General features: G+C 58.8%; 14 protein-coding genes. 9 read left to right on the forward strand and 5 right to left on the reverse strand.

Annotation, left to right across the window (positions count from 1 at the left end; all coding sequences use genetic code 11):
- Positions 1–5: 5 nt before the first annotated feature.
- Genes tsaA through BLR72_RS22635 form a run of 3 tightly spaced genes read right to left on the reverse strand, consistent with a single transcriptional unit; the run spans position 6 to position 1,540 of the window.
- A complete protein-coding gene (gene tsaA / locus BLR72_RS00930; RefSeq protein WP_091944193.1) occupies positions 6–530 on the reverse strand; it encodes a tRNA (N6-threonylcarbamoyladenosine(37)-N6)-methyltransferase TrmO in 525 nt (174 codons plus the stop codon).
- 9 nt (positions 531–539) lie between these two features.
- On the reverse strand, positions 540–1,319 hold the full coding sequence (locus BLR72_RS00935) for an ABC transporter substrate-binding protein (RefSeq protein WP_244506586.1): 780 nt from the start codon (positions 1,317–1,319) through the stop codon (positions 540–542).
- 2 nt (positions 1,320–1,321) lie between these two features.
- Positions 1,322–1,540, reverse strand: coding sequence for a hypothetical protein (locus BLR72_RS22635; protein WP_244506587.1), 219 nt, complete (start codon positions 1,538–1,540; stop codon positions 1,322–1,324).
- Between the two features lie 136 nt (positions 1,541–1,676).
- On the opposite strand from BLR72_RS22635, the gene modA reads away from it, so the two are divergent.
- The 3 genes from modA to modC all read left to right on the forward strand — a co-directional run bounded on the left by modA (position 1,677) and on the right by modC (position 4,306).
- A complete protein-coding gene (modA, locus tag BLR72_RS00940) occupies positions 1,677–2,465 on the forward strand; it encodes a molybdate ABC transporter substrate-binding protein (protein WP_175492288.1) in 789 nt (262 codons plus the stop codon).
- Between the two features lie 66 nt (positions 2,466–2,531).
- The gene (gene modB / locus BLR72_RS00945) at positions 2,532–3,233 is read left to right on the forward strand and encodes a molybdate ABC transporter permease subunit (protein ID WP_091944199.1); all 702 of its coding nucleotides are present in this window, start codon (positions 2,532–2,534) and stop codon (positions 3,231–3,233) included.
- Positions 3,230–4,306 carry a molybdenum ABC transporter ATP-binding protein gene (gene modC / locus BLR72_RS00950; RefSeq protein ID WP_091944202.1) on the forward strand — a complete coding sequence of 359 codons (1,077 nt, stop codon included), beginning with the start codon at positions 3,230–3,232 and terminating at the stop codon, positions 4,304–4,306. The genes modB and modC overlap by 4 nt, the downstream gene beginning before the upstream one ends.
- Here the strand turns inward: modC and BLR72_RS00955 are convergent.
- Complete coding sequence (locus BLR72_RS00955; protein WP_091944205.1) at positions 4,300–4,683, reverse strand: winged helix-turn-helix domain-containing protein; 384 nt, start codon at positions 4,681–4,683, stop codon at positions 4,300–4,302. The genes modC and BLR72_RS00955 overlap by 7 nt on opposite strands.
- Before the next feature lie 184 nt (positions 4,684–4,867).
- Between BLR72_RS00955 and BLR72_RS00960 the strand changes: the two genes are divergently transcribed.
- The 5 genes from BLR72_RS00960 to BLR72_RS00980 all read left to right on the forward strand — a co-directional run bounded on the left by BLR72_RS00960 (position 4,868) and on the right by BLR72_RS00980 (position 11,697).
- The gene (locus BLR72_RS00960; RefSeq protein ID WP_091944208.1) at positions 4,868–5,956 is read left to right on the forward strand and encodes a coiled-coil domain-containing protein; all 1,089 of its coding nucleotides are present in this window, start codon (positions 4,868–4,870) and stop codon (positions 5,954–5,956) included.
- Between the two features lie 3 nt (positions 5,957–5,959).
- Positions 5,960–7,111, forward strand: coding sequence for a hypothetical protein (locus BLR72_RS00965; RefSeq protein WP_091944211.1), 1,152 nt, complete (start codon positions 5,960–5,962; stop codon positions 7,109–7,111).
- Between the two features lie 47 nt (positions 7,112–7,158).
- Positions 7,159–9,069 (forward strand): AAA family ATPase, encoded by a 1,911-nt coding sequence (locus BLR72_RS00970; RefSeq protein ID WP_091946404.1) that lies wholly within the window; start codon positions 7,159–7,161, stop codon positions 9,067–9,069.
- 76 nt (positions 9,070–9,145) lie between these two features.
- Positions 9,146–10,429 carry a DUF6638 family protein gene (locus BLR72_RS00975; protein ID WP_091944214.1) on the forward strand — a complete coding sequence of 428 codons (1,284 nt, stop codon included), beginning with the start codon at positions 9,146–9,148 and terminating at the stop codon, positions 10,427–10,429.
- Between the two features lie 146 nt (positions 10,430–10,575).
- A complete protein-coding gene (locus BLR72_RS00980) occupies positions 10,576–11,697 on the forward strand; it encodes a DUF2333 family protein (protein ID WP_027233469.1) in 1,122 nt (373 codons plus the stop codon).
- A 338-nt stretch (positions 11,698–12,035) separates the two neighbouring features.
- Here BLR72_RS00980 and BLR72_RS00985 read toward each other — a convergent pair whose 3' ends face one another.
- Positions 12,036–12,497: an Lrp/AsnC ligand binding domain-containing protein gene (locus BLR72_RS00985; protein ID WP_027233468.1), complete on the reverse strand. Its 462-nt coding sequence runs from the start codon at positions 12,495–12,497 to the stop codon at positions 12,036–12,038.
- Positions 12,498–12,579: 82 nt separating this feature from the next.
- Here BLR72_RS00985 and putA point away from each other — a divergent pair, with 82 nt between their 5' ends.
- The gene (putA, locus tag BLR72_RS00990) at positions 12,580–15,699 is read left to right on the forward strand and encodes a bifunctional proline dehydrogenase/L-glutamate gamma-semialdehyde dehydrogenase PutA (RefSeq protein WP_244506588.1); all 3,120 of its coding nucleotides are present in this window, start codon (positions 12,580–12,582) and stop codon (positions 15,697–15,699) included.
- Positions 15,700–15,796 lie beyond the last annotated feature (97 nt).

Consider the following 15,796-nt stretch of genomic DNA (forward strand, 5'->3'; position numbering starts at 1 on the left):
ATTCTCTACCGCTTCTGACAATAGGTTGCCGTCGCGGCCGGATCGGCTTCGAAATCGCCGGGCTGTGGCGGTGCAATCGGCTTGAACAGCGTCCTATCCGGCTTGATATCGAGAAGCGGTGTGCCGTCGAGGCAATCGAGCCCGCGCACTGACAGGATTGACCCGTTAACAGCTTCGAGCTTGACGATGGCCGTGCCGATAGGATTCGGCCGGACCGGCGAGCGCAACGAGAATGTGCCGTGAACCACGCCATTATTGCCAGGGCTTTGCAGGACGAGATCGCGGCGCGACCGGTCGAGCCAGTAGAGGACTTCGAGCCGCTCGAACGCTGCAACGCCTTCAAGTCCGGCCGCCCAGGGCTCGAATACTTCGATAGTGCAGAGCGGCCCATCGTGGCGGCCCTGACGTGGACATGTGAGGCGAGAAGTCCACGGCGTTGAGATCCGGCCGATGAAAGTGAGGGCGGCATCAGCCGGCTCGGGCGCTCTGACCGCTACTTCATTGGCGCGAATTTCATTCTCCCGTACCATTTTTCGCTCCTAGGGCTTTTCCTGCAATAATCGGTCAAATTGCGCGTCACTTAGATCGACCTGATAGAAGGCCTTGTAAAGCGCTTTCGCTTCCTTGCGCAGGTCGGTCGGGAATACATCGGAATAGAGCAATTGTTCCAGCCAGATTATGCCCATCAGGCGGTTGACGCCCGGCGGCCCGTCGAACCAGCCGAAGGGCAGTGCCGGCTGGACGAAGACACGGCCGCTTTTCACTGCATTGATGCCGCTCCAGGCAGGGTCGGATCGCGCCAGGGCAGCGAACTTCGGGTCCGCTGCAATGATAATGTCGGGATTCCATTTGGCGACCTCTTCCGGCGTCACTTTCGTCAACCCGCCTTGCCACTTTTCGGCGGCAACATTGACCGCGCCGAGGGCGTCGAGCAACTCGAGATTGATGGAACGGGCGAGCCCGGTCTGCAGTCCATCGGCGCCCCGCCCGTAATAGACCCGGGGACGGTGGTCGGCGGGAATCTTGGCGAGACCGGCGTTAACCTTGTCCAGTGTCATCCTGGCGTATCGCGCAAGTTCCCTGCCGCGTTCAGGTTCTCCGACGACCTTCCCCAACGTCTCGAAAACCTCGGGCGTCTTCGCGAGGCTTCCGTCGAGGAGTATATAGGGCACGCCGGTCTCGTTCTGGATACGCGATGCGAGAGCTGCATATTCCTCGCTGACATCGCCCACATCGATAATCAAATCCGGCTTGGCCTTCGTCACGATGTCGGCGCGGATCGCATTCCCTTTGCCGGTCAGCCGCCCCAGTTCTGGCAATTTCAGTGCATCCGGGAGAAGGAGCTTGCCCTCCTCGGGCGAGGGGCGTGTACCCAGCCTGCGAGCTTCTGCGGGGCCAGCACATATAGGAGAACCGAGGCGGGCGGCCCTGCCGCCATAATGCGTTCGACGCGGGCCGGAAGTTCGACGGTGCGACCAGCTGCGTCGGTGAGGGTTTCTGCCCGTGCCGCAAGCGCGAAGCTCAGGAAAAGCAATGTCAAAAACGCTATCCTTTGCATGCGCCGATCCTCCGGTCACCGAGCAATATGTTTCAAGAAATATAACACTGGCTATCTGATGCCCACCGATATATTCAGAAAAATATCTCGAACGCCTGAACTGGAGGGTTAAATGGGCATTCAACGTCGGCAATGGTTGAAATTGGCAGCGGCCGCATGTGCGGCGGCGTGGCTTGGCTTGGCAGGGCCGGTTGCAACGGCACAGGCGCAGGAGAAGGTCACGGTATTTGCTGCGGCAAGCCTGAAGAACGCCCTTGACGATATCGCCGCCGCCTGGACGAAAGAGTCCGGCAAGGAAACGGCGATTTCCTATGCGGCGAGTTCGGCGCTCGCCAAGCAGATCGAATCCGGTGCGCCGGCCGATATCTTCGTTTCGGCCGATCTCGACTGGATGGATTATGTCGCCAAGAAGAACCTGATCAAGGCGGATACGCGCAAGAACCTTCTGGGTAACCGCATCGTCCTCGTCGCTGGCAAGGACAGGGCCGAACCTGTCGAAATCAAGAAAGGCTTTGATCTTGCAAAGCTTCTTGGCGATGGCCGCCTTGCAATGGGTGCAGTCGATTCCGTTCCGGCCGGCAAATACGGCAAGGAGGCGCTTGAGTCGCTTGGCGTGTGGTCGTCGGTTGAAAAGAAGGTTGCCGGCGCGGAAAGCGTGCGTGCCGCTCTCCTGCTCGTATCGCGCGGCGAGGCGCCTTACGGCATCGTCTACCAGACCGATGCAGCTGCCGACAAGGAAGTGAAGATTGTCGGCACGTTCCCCGAAGACAGCCATAAGCCGATCATCTACCCGATCGCCCTCCTCGCTGAAAGCAAGAACCCGGATGCTGCGTCGCTGCTCGACTACATCAAATCGGACAAGGCAACGCCATTCTTTGAAAAGCAAGGATTTACCGTATTGAAGTAACATCCTCGGACTATCCGGACCTTGCGTTTGGATAGTCCTGCAATTTGAACGGGCGAGGGGCATGCATTGGACTGGTTGCCATTAAGCAATGAAGAGTGGACTGCGGTCCACCTTACGCTGCGGATTGCTTCAGTTGCGATGCTTGCCAGCCTCATTCCCGGCATCTTCGTCGGCATCCTGCTCGCCCGCGGAAAATTCTGGGGCAAATCGATCCTCAACGGCATCGTTCATCTGCCGCTCATCCTGCCGCCGGTCGTTACCGGCTTCATTCTTCTGATCCTGTTCGGCAGGCGCGGCCCGCTCGGCGCATTCCTGGCCGAATACCTTGGCATCGTCCTTTCCTTCCGCTGGACTGGCGCCGCGCTTGCCTGCGGCGTAATGGGGTTTCCCTTGATGGTGCGCAGCATCCGCCTGTCAGTCGAGGCGGTCGACCGGCGCCTGGAGGATGCCGCGGCCACGCTCGGCGCAAGCCCGGCCTGGGTGTTCCTCACCGTAACGCTGCCGCTGATCCTGCCCGGAATTATTGCCGGCATGATCCTTTCCTTTGCCAAGGCAATGGGTGAATTCGGCGCGACAATCACCTTCGTTTCAAATATCCCTGGCGAAACGCAGACGCTTTCCGCGGCGATCTATACGTTCACACAGGTGCCGGGGGGCGACGCCGCCGCATTCCGGCTGACGATGATCTCCGTCGTCATATCCATGGCCGCGCTGATGGCATCGGAATTCATGGCATATCTCGTCGGACGTCGGGTGGAATTCGAATGAGGCTGCAGTTTGAGGCGAGACAACGGCTTGGCGTCTTCGATCTCGACGTGGCCTTCGTTTCGGAAAGCGGCGTCACTGCCCTGTTCGGACGTTCGGGGTCGGGCAAGACCTCGGTGATCCGTATCATTGCGGGCCTGGCGCGTCCCACCGAGGGCAGGATCGTTTTCGATGGCGATGTTCTGCTCGATACGCAACGCGGCATCTTCGTGGCGAAGCACAAGCGCCGCTTCGCGACGGTGTTCCAGGAAGGAAGGCTCTTTCCGCACCTTTCGGTGCTGCAAAACCTCAACTACGGCCGCTGGTTCACGCCGAAGCAGGATCGAGCGGACAATCTTGCGAAGATCGTCGACCTCCTTGGCATTGGCGGACTTCTCGACCGTCGGCCAGGAAAGCTGTCGGGCGGCGAAAAGCAGCGCGTCGCCATCGGCAGGGCGCTTTTGTCGTCGCCGCGCCTGCTCTTGATGGATGAGCCGCTTGCCGCGCTGGACGACACCCGCAAAGCCGAGATCCTGCCCTATCTCGAGGCGTTGCGTGATGAGATGAATATTCCGATCATCTATGTCAGCCATTCGGTCGCGGAAGTGGCGCGGCTTGCCGACAGGGTGATCGCGCTGAGCGAGGGCAAGGTCGCCATGGCAGGCGCCGCAACAGACGTTCTCAATGCAACCTCCGTCTCGGTTGCAGCCTCAAGGCGCGAAGCCGGCGCGGTTGTCCAAGGCAAGGTCGTGACATACGACGCTGTTCACCGGCTTGCCATCATTGGGTTCAACTCTTCCCGCCTCTATGTTTCGGGTACGGAAATTGCCGAAGGCCGATCTGTCCGCGTTCATATCCTCGCCAAGGATGTCATGCTGTCGACCATGCGGCCGGAGCATCTCAGTGCGCTGAACATCATCGAGGGAACCGTCGAGGCGATCAGCCTCGACGCAGCCGGCTCTGCCGACATCCGCATCGAATGCGACGGTGCGCCGATCCTCGCGCGCATCACGCAGCTATCCTGCGAGAGGCTCGGTTTGAAGCTGGGGCTTCCCGTCTACGCCATCATCAAGACAGTGGCGCTGGAGCCCTACTGATCGTCCGGCGGCGTCGTCGTCTTGCTGCGGTTGGCGTCCAGCCAATCGATGTCCTCGGCAATTGCCGCAGCGATTTTCGCCTCCATGGCATGGAAATGCTTGAGAAGCTCTTCGCCGAAGGCGGTGACGACCGCGCCGCCGCCTTGCTTGCCGCCTCGCTGCGAATCGACAACCGGGGCCGCAAACATTTTGTTCATTTCGCTGACCAGCAGCCAGGCCCGCCTGTAGGACATATCCATCGACCGGCCAGCAGCCGAGATCGAACCGGTGGCGGCAATGCGCTCGAGCAATTGCATCTTCCCGCGACCGAGCCGGTCCTTATTCGGAAAGTCGATGCGGAACACCGTTTTCAGCGTCGTTTTGGAAGTCGAACCCATTTGATTGCTACCGCGCCCATGCCGCTATGCCCGCCGTTCTATAGCAAGGCGCATGGCCAGAACACCAGTGTGATAGATTACTTGTGCGTCGTCGTACATTGGTAGGGTTTTATTCACAGTGTGGCGTGTCTATATTCGCTGCTCGAGGCGGAAATTATTATTGGGAAACAAAGGAAATATTCTAATGGCGAGTTTGCAGAATTTCGATGCTGAAATCGAAAAGACGCGGTCCATGGTCAACGACATGCGGACCAAGATCGACCAGTCGACCGTCGTTCTCGACAAGTTCGCCAAGGCAGATGAAAAGATCGGCGCATCAGACTTCGATATCGAAAATGCCCGCATTGACGATGTGCTGCGGCAGCAGAAGGTGATGGAAGGCAATATCGCTGAACTCATCATCGGTCTTGAGGATGCCACCAACGTCTTCGGCTCCGAATTCGAGAGCATGAAGGGCTATTCCGGCTGGGAAAAATTCATCGGCGTGTTTTCGAAACAGAAGATGCAGCGCATGCGTTCCGACCGCGTCCGCAACATGTCGCTTGCTGGCAACCTGCAGGAGCTTCTTGCCAAGTCCGATCGCATCGTCGGTATCCTGAAGGAGCAGAAGGGTGTCCTCGACCAGCGCTACAAGACGTCTGAGACGAGCCTCGCCTCGGTCATCGAACGGCGCAAGACGACGATCGCCAATCTCGAAGCCACGCAGAAGCGAATAGAGGAACTGAACCCGCAACTGCTCGACATCGAAAACCGCATCGCGGCGTCAACGGATCAGGGCGCACGGGCCGCGCTCGAAGGCGAGCGCTCAAAGCTTGCGACCGAGTACAATGAGCGTCAGGCAAAGGAGCAGGAACTGCTCGCCGAAAGCCAGACTCTGGAGCGCTACACCTCAATGTTCCAGACCTTCGTCGATTCGCTCAACAATCAGATCGCCGCGCAAAGCACACTGATCAACAAGTTGTCGATCGATACCGAACAGCGCATCGTCCTTTACAAGGCGCTCGAGGACTCGTTGAAGACGGCGGCGCAGCAGGACGTTGCGCACAAGATCAATACACTCGGCAGCAAGGTCGACACGGCGGCCGAAGAGACGATGGCCGGTGTGGGGGCCGCTGCACAAAAGCACATTGGCGACCTTCTCGAAATGCATGAAAAGAACATGGTGAGTTCGCAGGACATACAGCGGCGCAAGAAGCTCGCCGACGACGCATTCTCGCGCCGGTTCTCTGAAGTACTCAAGAAGCACAACACCGCTGACTACGTGAAGAGCTAGTCTATGGACGATAAAGCGGACATCGGGGTGGCCGAGCGCTATTTTGGCGCCATTCGCTCTGCGCTGGACGGGCTCGGCATATTCTTGAACCAGCAGGATTCCCCGCTCTACAAGCATGGCCTGGTGGCCCAGACCGTCGCGCAATACCTGCAGCGGCTGAGCGCCTCGTTCGACTGCTGGCGCAACCGGCTCGGCTTTGCCGAACGGTTCCGCATATCGCGCGCAGATAGCGGATTTCCGGTGTTTCAGAACGTTCTTGAACTTGAGAATGACAAGAAGGACGCCAAGGCAAGGCTTGCGGCAATACCACCGGCCGAGGCGCTGCGAAGTGAAATGGCCGATTTCATTCTGCGCAGTCGCGACTTTCCCCACGACCTACAGCGTTCGATGGCGGAGCGCGTTTATTTTGAGACCGTCGAAAGGGGCGAAGTTTTCTCACCCTTCCTTTTGCCCGAAACCATCCGAGTTTCCGTCAATCCGAAAACGATGCGCCCGTTCTACGTCGTGCATTGGGGCGCCTTCGACGGTGCTTCAAACCTGCCGCTCGTCTATATGGCGGTTATCGAGGATTCCTCAGAGGATATGGTCGAGGCGCTGGTCGGAAAGGACGGCAAGCTCAATCCTGCTGTGAAAATTCCGCTTCCTGTCGGCGGCCTGCTTAATCCGGTCCTGGCGCGCCGCTTCGATGATTTCGCGGCCAGGAATTCCGCTTATTCGCTTTCGCCGGTGACGATTGCGACCAGCCTCGATCAGGACTTTCCCGAGCTTCACCCCAAGCAGTTGCGCCGTTTCGTGCTCGGCCCGTTTTATACGGCCGGTATTACCGAGCACAATCAGAAGGTTGCCGATGTGCTGGGCAGCGTGCGCCGTCCGGAAGACGCGTGGCTTCTCACCTGGACATTGCAGGAAGTATTTTCGGTTGCTGAGAAGCCGGGCAAACGCGGGCTCTGGTCGTCGGAGCCGGCGCGTGAGGAATTCCACATCAATACCGACGATCTGGAAGCCACGCGCCAGGGCGTCAGCCATTATGAGCAGCATGCGCTGGTGCCGCACGAAGCATATCAGGCGCTTTACGCGTCCGGCGAAGCATCGCGCATCTTCACGGGGTTCCAGACGCATATCCTGTCCAACGGCCAGGTGATAAGCGGCATCTAGATGCCCGGGTTTTGCCGGCAGGCGATGCCGCATTTGAGGAGACGGCCATGGATATCGGTCTGACGACCATCAGCGAACAGGACATTGCCCGGCATCTGGCGGTGGCGCAGGCGATGGTGACGCGTTTTGTCTCTCTTGAGACCGGCGAGGGCAAAGCCGGCACCGAAATCGCAGGAACCGGCCGACGTTTCGTTCCTACCATTTCGACCGGTGGTTTACGGAAGACGCGCGAAGTCGAATTGGCAAAGTCGATCCAGTCCGTGCGACCCGACGACCAGATGCTGTCGATCGCGCAGCATACATTGCTGTTTCGCGCCCGCCGGGGTGTCGCCGTCGCGCTTGCGGTTGCCGATATTTTCGGGCGTCAGAGCGACCTTGAGAGCCTTGGTGCCCGCAATGCGTCAGCACCGCTGCAGGGTGAGGATGCAAGCCACTTCAAGCGGCTTTTGTCGGCTGCGGCTTACGTTGCGGCTTTTACACTTGCGGCCTACCTTGCGCAGTTTGTCGAATCCGATGCGGAACCCGTCAGCGATATTGCCGAACCCGATTTCAATTTCGATACGGCGCAGGATGCGCTGAAATCGGTAATTGCCGGGCTCGACGGGACGATCTCCGGCGCCAGTGACGAACAGGCCATGCTCTCGCGAGCCAAGGCGTTCGCTGCGCAGTCGATCGAAGGGCTGCTGCGTCGCAAGGCGCGCTTCGATGGGCTGGGCAATTTCGAAAACACACATTTGCGGCTGGACAGCGATGATTTCACGCTGGACGGTTTCGACGTTGCGCCATCGAAGAAGCGCACGCCGCTGACGATGACTTTCAAGAAACCCGATGAAGTCGTCGGTAATCACATCGCCAAGTTCCAGGCCCTGAAACTGTCAAAAATGCTGATGGCCTATGATTTCGACCGGCAGCTCAATCCCTTTGTCGAGCTTGGCGGATTTCTCTTCACTTTCATCGGCGACGGCGCGCCGGGAACGGGCAAGACGACGCTAATCCAGATGATCGCCGGCCTCGTCAATGATTACTGCCAGGTCGCGGGCTATCCCTTCCATTATGAGAATTTCGGCGTCGACCAGATTTCGTCCTATCAGGGCAAGTCAGGGCAGAACTGCAAGCAGTTCGTCACCAACGTGCTCAACCCACGCGCCATCGGCTTCGGGACGATCGATGATATCGACCAAGTGGCGGCAAAGCGCTCCGATGATCGCGCCTCGTCCGGCCAGCACGAAATCACCGGTGTTTTGATGGAGGCATTTTCCGGCGCCTCGACCGTTGTGCGCGGCAATTGCGCGTTCGGCATGTTTTCCAACTACCCGGAGAATGTCGACGATGCCCTGCGCCAGCGGGCAGGTGCCCGTTGGCTCGTGGACGGCCCACAATCCCGCGACGACTATATCGACATTTTTGCGCTGCTCGCCGGCAAGAATCATAAGATTCCGCTAGGCGACCACAAGCTCTTTGAGGCACAGCAGATCGAACGCGCTGTCGAGACCGCCTATGATCAACTTTCGGAGCCACAGGAGGACGGGCTTCGCTCTGTATATGACCGCTTCATTGCCGAAAACGGTGCGCCGGAGACGCTCGCCGATATCGGCACCTACCTGCATATGATCAAGGAGCGCGAACCGCGATTTACCGGCCGCGCCATTAAGAATGTCACCGATGCCATCAAGATGCGGGCGATGGATGTCGAGTTACCTGACGAATGGTTCGAGAAACCCGAAACCTTCATGCACAAGGGTTATGACGAGAAGAAAGCGATGATCGAGGAATTGCGCAAGCCGTTCACGATGGAAATGGTGCTGCAGGAAACCAACCGCTATGCGGATTCCGAATTCCGCTACGCCGACAAGTCCGATGATGCTGCCGTGGAAAAAATGGTCCGCGACGCGAGGCTGCGCGAGCGAGCGGTGCGCGAAGTCGAGACCTTGAAGGCGAAAGGACAGTGGGATGTTTAATCTCGCGTCGCTTTCAGGCAAAGCCGATCTTCCCACTTGTGGGGAAGATGCGCGGCAGCGCAGAGGGGTGTGATCGGTGGATCTGCTCTACGAAAACGAACTGATCTATGGCCGCCTGCTCCAGGTCGATCAGCCGCATCTGATCGAACGCTACAATCGCGCGCTCGCAGCCTTTGGTTTTGCCGCAACGCAGCTCAGTGCCTTCAATATCGACCGCACCGGGTTCTCGCCGGAAATTGCCGCTGAACTGAAGGATCCGTCCTATCTCGATCCGAACGGTGTCAATCGCCGGTTCATCATCCTTACGCCGGCGCAGGCCGACCTTCCTGTGGTCCACACGCAGTTCTCCAACACATCGCAATTGATGTACGAATTCTTTTCGAACAATGCCCGCGCCATCAATGCGCTGACGATCAAGGACGTCATCTACGGGGAGATCGAAGACTCGGTGTCGGTGGTCAACGATATCGAGGATTTGCTTTCGATCAATCAGGTGGAATTCCGCGTGCTTTCGGCCGAAAATGTCATGGGCCAGGCAGCGGAACTGCGGCTCCTCGTCGACCGGCTGCAGAACGAACCGGACGCATGGCGCGACGATGCCATGATCACGCGCATGGTAGCGCTTGCCAAGGTCACAGGCGACATACGCGAGAACTCGCTCGTGCCCGACAAGGTGATCTTCCGCCACCGTGCCTATTGGACCAGCCATTTCGGCGGCACATATATCTTCGTCGATGACAACACCACGACCGTCATCGGCGATCCGTCAGCCCCCGGCTTTCGCCGTTCGCGCCCGTGGCAAGTGAACTATATCTCGATCCGGGATGCCGAAGCGGTTTTCCAGTTTCTCGCAACGACCTCACGGCTAGAACTGCCGCGCGCATCCTGGATCGAACAGTCCGGATACCTCGAAAATCGCGGTGAGATGGTCATCCGCCATCTCATCCAGACGCTGGAACCCGACCGCGATTTGCGCAACATCGACCATATCTGGCTGCAGACCTGGATCCACGCCAATGCCGCTTCAATCAATCATGACGGCACCTGGCCGTTCCTCAATGCCGCCAAGCGCGAGATCAGCCAGACCGGCCAGCTCAACATGGCGGAGATCGAGCCGAAGCGACGGTTCCTCGTCGTACGTGCCGCACCACGCCACGCCGACGCCTGGCTCGTCAATCAATTGATCAGCGATTTCGTCCCCTTCGATTTCCTCGCCCGCTATGTCTTCAACAAGCCCGGGTTCTATACCGATTACCAGACGTGGAACCCGGCCTATCAGGAGCACGTCGTCGACATACTCAAGGCGAAGTATCTCAAGGACAAGGAAGGGTTGCGAAAGAAGATGTACGGGTTGTCGTAGTTTTGTACATTAGACGATTACCCGTCTCATGGCAGCGGTGTTAATTCGCAACGCAACATTGTCCGCACCTTCAAAACCGCCTATGTGAGAAGCCTGAGGGGCTGCACAAACGGCTCTATGGACTTGAACAGTAACGAGGAAACAGGATGCTCGAGCCCGTGATCAATTTTTTCAGCCGTTTGTTTTATTATATCGGGCGCGGGATCGGTTTTCTGATCGGTCTTATCCTCTGGCCCTTCATCTGGATCGGCAAATGGTATGGCCAGCGCGGACTCATTCTAAAGGCAGTGCTTGGCGTTCTGGTCCTGGTCTGGCTGGGGCTCTACGGCTATTTCTTCTACAACACGCAGGTCTGGACCAATTTCAATCCCGACTACGTCAATGTCTATGATTTCAAGAGCCGCAACGTCCCCGCGGGCGAGCCGATAGCGCAGGCGGCTGCAACCGGCGCAAAGACATGCGCACGTTCGGCCATCGTCGAAGTGACGGCCGATCTGACCGACTTCAACGTGAACCAGAATGGATGGATATCATCCATGCTGCTCTATAAGCTCGGCTTTTTCGGCAAGGATTGGGACGACACGCCCTTCATGGACAACAAGGCTTCGTTCCAGCGCGGCATCAACAATGCGGTGCGGCGTACCGCAGTCGAACTCGTCGATACGCTCGGCCGTATCCGCGGCACGTCGCAGATCGATGCAGACCTGCAGAAGGCACGCGGCAACCTGCAGTTTGCGGAAGATTCCTGGTACTTCGGCCTCAATCCATTCGGTCCGAAGACGCCGACGCCGAGCTATTATCGCTCGGCCGTGCGCGACCTGCGCACGTTCAACGCCAAGCTTGAGAGTTGCAACGCCATCTTCGATGCCCGCGCCGACAATCTTATCCAGTTCATCGACCGCATCGCCAACGACATCGGCGGAACTTCCGCCATTCTCAAGGACAGATCCGAAAACAATAATTACGGCTGGTTCGATTTCCGCGCCGACGACCGCTTCTGGTTCGCCTACGGGCAGCTCTATGCCTATTACGGTCTCATGAACGCGGCGCAGGTCGACTTCAACCAGGTTCTGCAGGAAAAGCATCTGGCACCGCTTTGGGACGGCATGGACGGACAATTGCGTTCGGCGCTCAACATCAAGCCGTGGATCATCGCCAATGGAAGCGAGGGCGGCTGGCTGTTGCCGAACCATCTGACGACGATGGGCTTCTACATCCTGCGGGTGCGTTCAAACCTTATCGACATAAAGCAGGTGCTGCAGCAGTAGTGGACTTGGCTTGGTAAATTGCTATATTTGATGCTGGAGTGAGGGCGAGCTTTCGCCCACCCTCTTTCCTGGTTAGTTGAATTGGATCCGGATGGTCACTTGCCAGCGATTCCGGATCCTTTTCACGACCAGGGTGATGCTAAACGGCAAACTCCGCATGAGCATACACCTCCAAGTTTGATGGCAAGGCTGTTGCCTCAGTCGGAAAAGCCTATCCTGTCCGATACACCGCTGGCCCGGCGCGGGTGCTTCTGCCTTCAACTCTCAAGTCATGGAGCAAATCGTCCGCGTTCACCACGCATGCACGGTTGTGCGTCGTGAGGTAGGCAGTTGAGGGGTCAGACTGGCAAGGCCGATGATTCCTTCACCTCTTCCATGACCGCGTAGGTGTGCGTTTCGCGCACTCCAGGCAAGGAAAGAAGGGCATCGGACAGAAACCGCCGGTAGTGCTCCATGTCGGCGACGCGGGCCTTGATCAAATAATCGAAGCCGCCGGCGACCATATGGCACTCCATTACATCGGGGTTGCGGCGCGTGGCTGCGGCAAAGGTAGCAAATACGTCCGGCGTCGTGCGGTCGAGCTTGATTTCGACAAAGACCAGCATTGCGCGGTCGAGCTTTTTGGGCGACAATTTTGCCGTATAGCCAAGGATATAGCCATCGCGAGTCAGGCGCTTTACCCGTTCGGTTGTGGCCGTTTGCGAAAGGCTGATACGCTCGGAAAGTTCAGTGTTGGAAAGGCGGCCGTCCTTCTGCAACTCGCGCAAGATCCTGCGATCCAGGCTATCCAGATTCTTCATCACTAAATTATACCTCGTTTTTGGTCTTTTTAATCAAATATGTGTCACTCATTGGTGAGAATGACCAAGTAGAATAGATTATATGGGAAAAATCAATAAGGGGACCATGATGACCGTTCAAATGCCCACAACCAATGATTTTTCCGCGCCTTATGCGGTCGACGACCAGGAACTTGTCGCCAGGCTTCTGAAGACTATTGCGCTGCCCGAGGATGTTAACCGCCGTATCGACGCACGCGCCAGCAGATACATCGCCACCATCCGCAAGGAAGCGCGCGGCATTGGCGGCGTCGAGGATTTCCTGCGCGAATACGGCCTGTCGACCCGCGAGGGGCTGGCATTGATGGTGCTCGCCGAAGCGCTGCTGAGGGTTCCAGACGCTGCGACGCAGGACAAGCTGATCGAGGACAAGCTCAAGCAGGGCCATTGGTCCGAACACGAGCCGAGCGGCGACACCTGGTTTGTCTCGGCGTCCGCCTGGGCGCTGGGTCTCTCCGCCAAGGTCATCAAGCCGGGTGAGACGCCGGAAGGCGTCATCTCATCGCTGGTCAAGCGCATCGGCCTGCCGACTGTTCGTACCGCAACCAAGCAGGCGATGCGCTATCTCGGCCACCACTTCGTTCTCGGCGAGACCATCAAGGATGCCCTCAAACGCGCCAGCACCAACGAGGCGAAGGGCTACCGCCACTCGTTCGACATGCTGGGCGAGGGCGCACGCACCCGGAAAGACGCACGCGGCTATTTCAAGTCCTATGCCGATGCGATTGACGCCATCGGCCGCGCGACTGGCAACAAGCGGCTTCCCGACCGCATGGGCATCTCGGTCAAGCTTTCGGCGCTACACCCGCGCTACCTTGCCACCCATCACGACCAGGTCATGGCCGAACTCGTGCCTGACCTGCTGGCGCTGGCGCAAAAGGCGAAATCCTACGATCTGAATTTCACTGTCGACGCCGAAGAAGCTGACCGGCTCGAACTTTCGCTCGATGTGATCGACCGGGTTTTCGGGGATCCCTCTCTCGCAGGCTGGGACGGATTCGGGCTCGCCATCCAGGCCTACCAGAAGCGGGCGCTCGACGTTATCGAGCATGTAGACCGCCTCGCGGCCCGGCACGGCCGCAAGATGATGGTGCGCCTGGTCAAGGGCGCCTATTGGGATACGGAGGTCAAGCGTGCGCAGGAACGCGGGCTCGCCGACTATCCGGTGTTTACGCGCAAGCCGGCGACAGATGCGTCTTATCTTGCCTGCGCCAAGCGGATGCTGGCCGCGCGACCGCGGCTCTTCCCGCAATTTGCTACCCATAATGCACTGACGGTCGCGATGATTCTGGAAATGGCCGGTGACGACAAGACCGGTTTCGAGTTCCAGCGCCTGCACGGAATGGGTGAAAGCCTTTACAAGCAGATAACCGAAAAGGGCGACAAGATCGCCTGCCGGATCTACGCGCCGGTTGGTGGCTATCGCGATCTCCTTGCCTATCTTGTGCGCCGCCTCCTCGAGAATGGTGCCAACTCTTCCTTCGTTTCGGTCGTGGGCGACAATGACATTCCAATTGCCGATCTTCTCGTCCGTCCGGCCGAAAAGCTTAATGACGGCAAGGGCTACCGGCATCCCAACATTCCGTTGCCGCCGAAAATCTATGGCAAGCGCGCCAATTCGGCCGGCGTCGAACTCGGCGTGCGCACGGAACTTGCGGCGCTTCTCGGCGGGATCGCGAAGGCATCGCGCCCGGTAAACGCCGTTCCGCTGATCGTTGGGTTGAAGCCTTCGGGCAAGCCGCAGGATGTGATCTCGCCCGTCAACGGCGCGAAGGTCGGCTCGGTCGTGTTTGCCACCGCAGAAGAGGCCGGAAAAGCTGTTACGATTGCGCGCAAGGGTTTTTCCGCATGGTCGCGAGTTGCTGTCGATACACGCGCGAAGATGCTGGAGCGGGCCGGCGACCTGCTTGAGGACAACCGGGATCACCTGCTCGATCTGCTTTCGCGCGAGGCAGGCAAGACGATCGATGACGGCATTGCCGAAATTCGCGAGGCAGTGGATTTCTGCCGCTACTATGCCGCCGAGGCGCGCCGGCAATTCGGTGCCGACAAGGTCATGCCGGGACCGACCGGCGAAGACAACAAGCTTCGTCATCGCGGCCGGGGCGCGTTCGTGTGCATCAGCCCGTGGAATTTCCCGCTGGCGATCTTCCTCGGCCAGGTAACCGCAGCGCTGGCTGCGGGCAATACTGTCATTGCCAAGCCTGCCGAGCAGACGCCGCTGATCGCCTATGAGGCAGTTCGCATCCTGCACGAAGCCGGCGTGCCAAAGGACGCCGTGCTCTATGTGCCGGGCGATGGCTCGGTCGGCGCGGCCTTGACGTCGCACGCCGAGATTGCCGGCGTTGCGTTTACGGGTTCGACCGATACAGCCTGGGCAATCAACCGTGCCCTTGCTGCGAAGAAGGGACCGATCGTTCCGCTCATCGCCGAGACCGGCGGGCTCAATGCCATGATCGTCGACGCCACGGCCCTGTCGGAGCAGGTCACGGACGATGTGGTGATGTCGGCTTTCCGGTCGGCCGGCCAGCGGTGTTCGGCACTTCGCATCCTCTATCTCCAGGAGGACATCGCCGACAATATGCTGGAGATGATCGAGGGTGCAGCCAAGGAGCTTACCGTTGGCGATCCGTCTTTGCCTTCGACGGATATCGGGCCGATTATCGACGACGACCAGCGCAAGATGCTGCGCGATCACATAGCGGCCATGCGCAAGAGCCAGAAGGTGCATTATGCCGGCGACGCCCCGAATGACGGGCTGTTCTTTGCGCCGCATATTGTCGAGCTCGATCGGCCGGAAGTGCTGGAGCGCGAGGTTTTCGGACCTGTGCTCCACGTCGTGCGCTGGAAGGCCAAGGACCTCGACAAGGTGCTCGACCAGATTGCATCGACCGGCTATGGCCTGACCTTCGGCTTGCACACCCGCATCGAATCCACCGTGAACAAGGTCGTGGACCGGCTCGACGTCGGCAACGTCTACGTGAATCGCAACACGATCGGCGCCGTCGTCGGTACGCAGCCCTTCGGTGGGTCGGGTCTCTCCGGTACCGGGCCAAAGGCTGGCGGGCCCGCCTATCTCGCACGTTTTGCGCTTGAGCAGGTCGTTTCCGTCAATACTGCCGCGGCCGGCGGCAATGCCAGCCTGATCGCCATGGGCGAATAGTCAGCGCAAAACCGATGCCAATGGGGATAGTACGATCGGACTATCCCCATTTTCTTCCCGGAATGCTATTTGATGAATAGCAATATGGGGGGAATGC

This window comes from Phyllobacterium sp. YR620 (assembly GCF_900104165.1).
GTDB classification, from domain to species: Bacteria; Pseudomonadota; Alphaproteobacteria; order Rhizobiales; family Rhizobiaceae; genus Phyllobacterium; species Phyllobacterium pellucidum.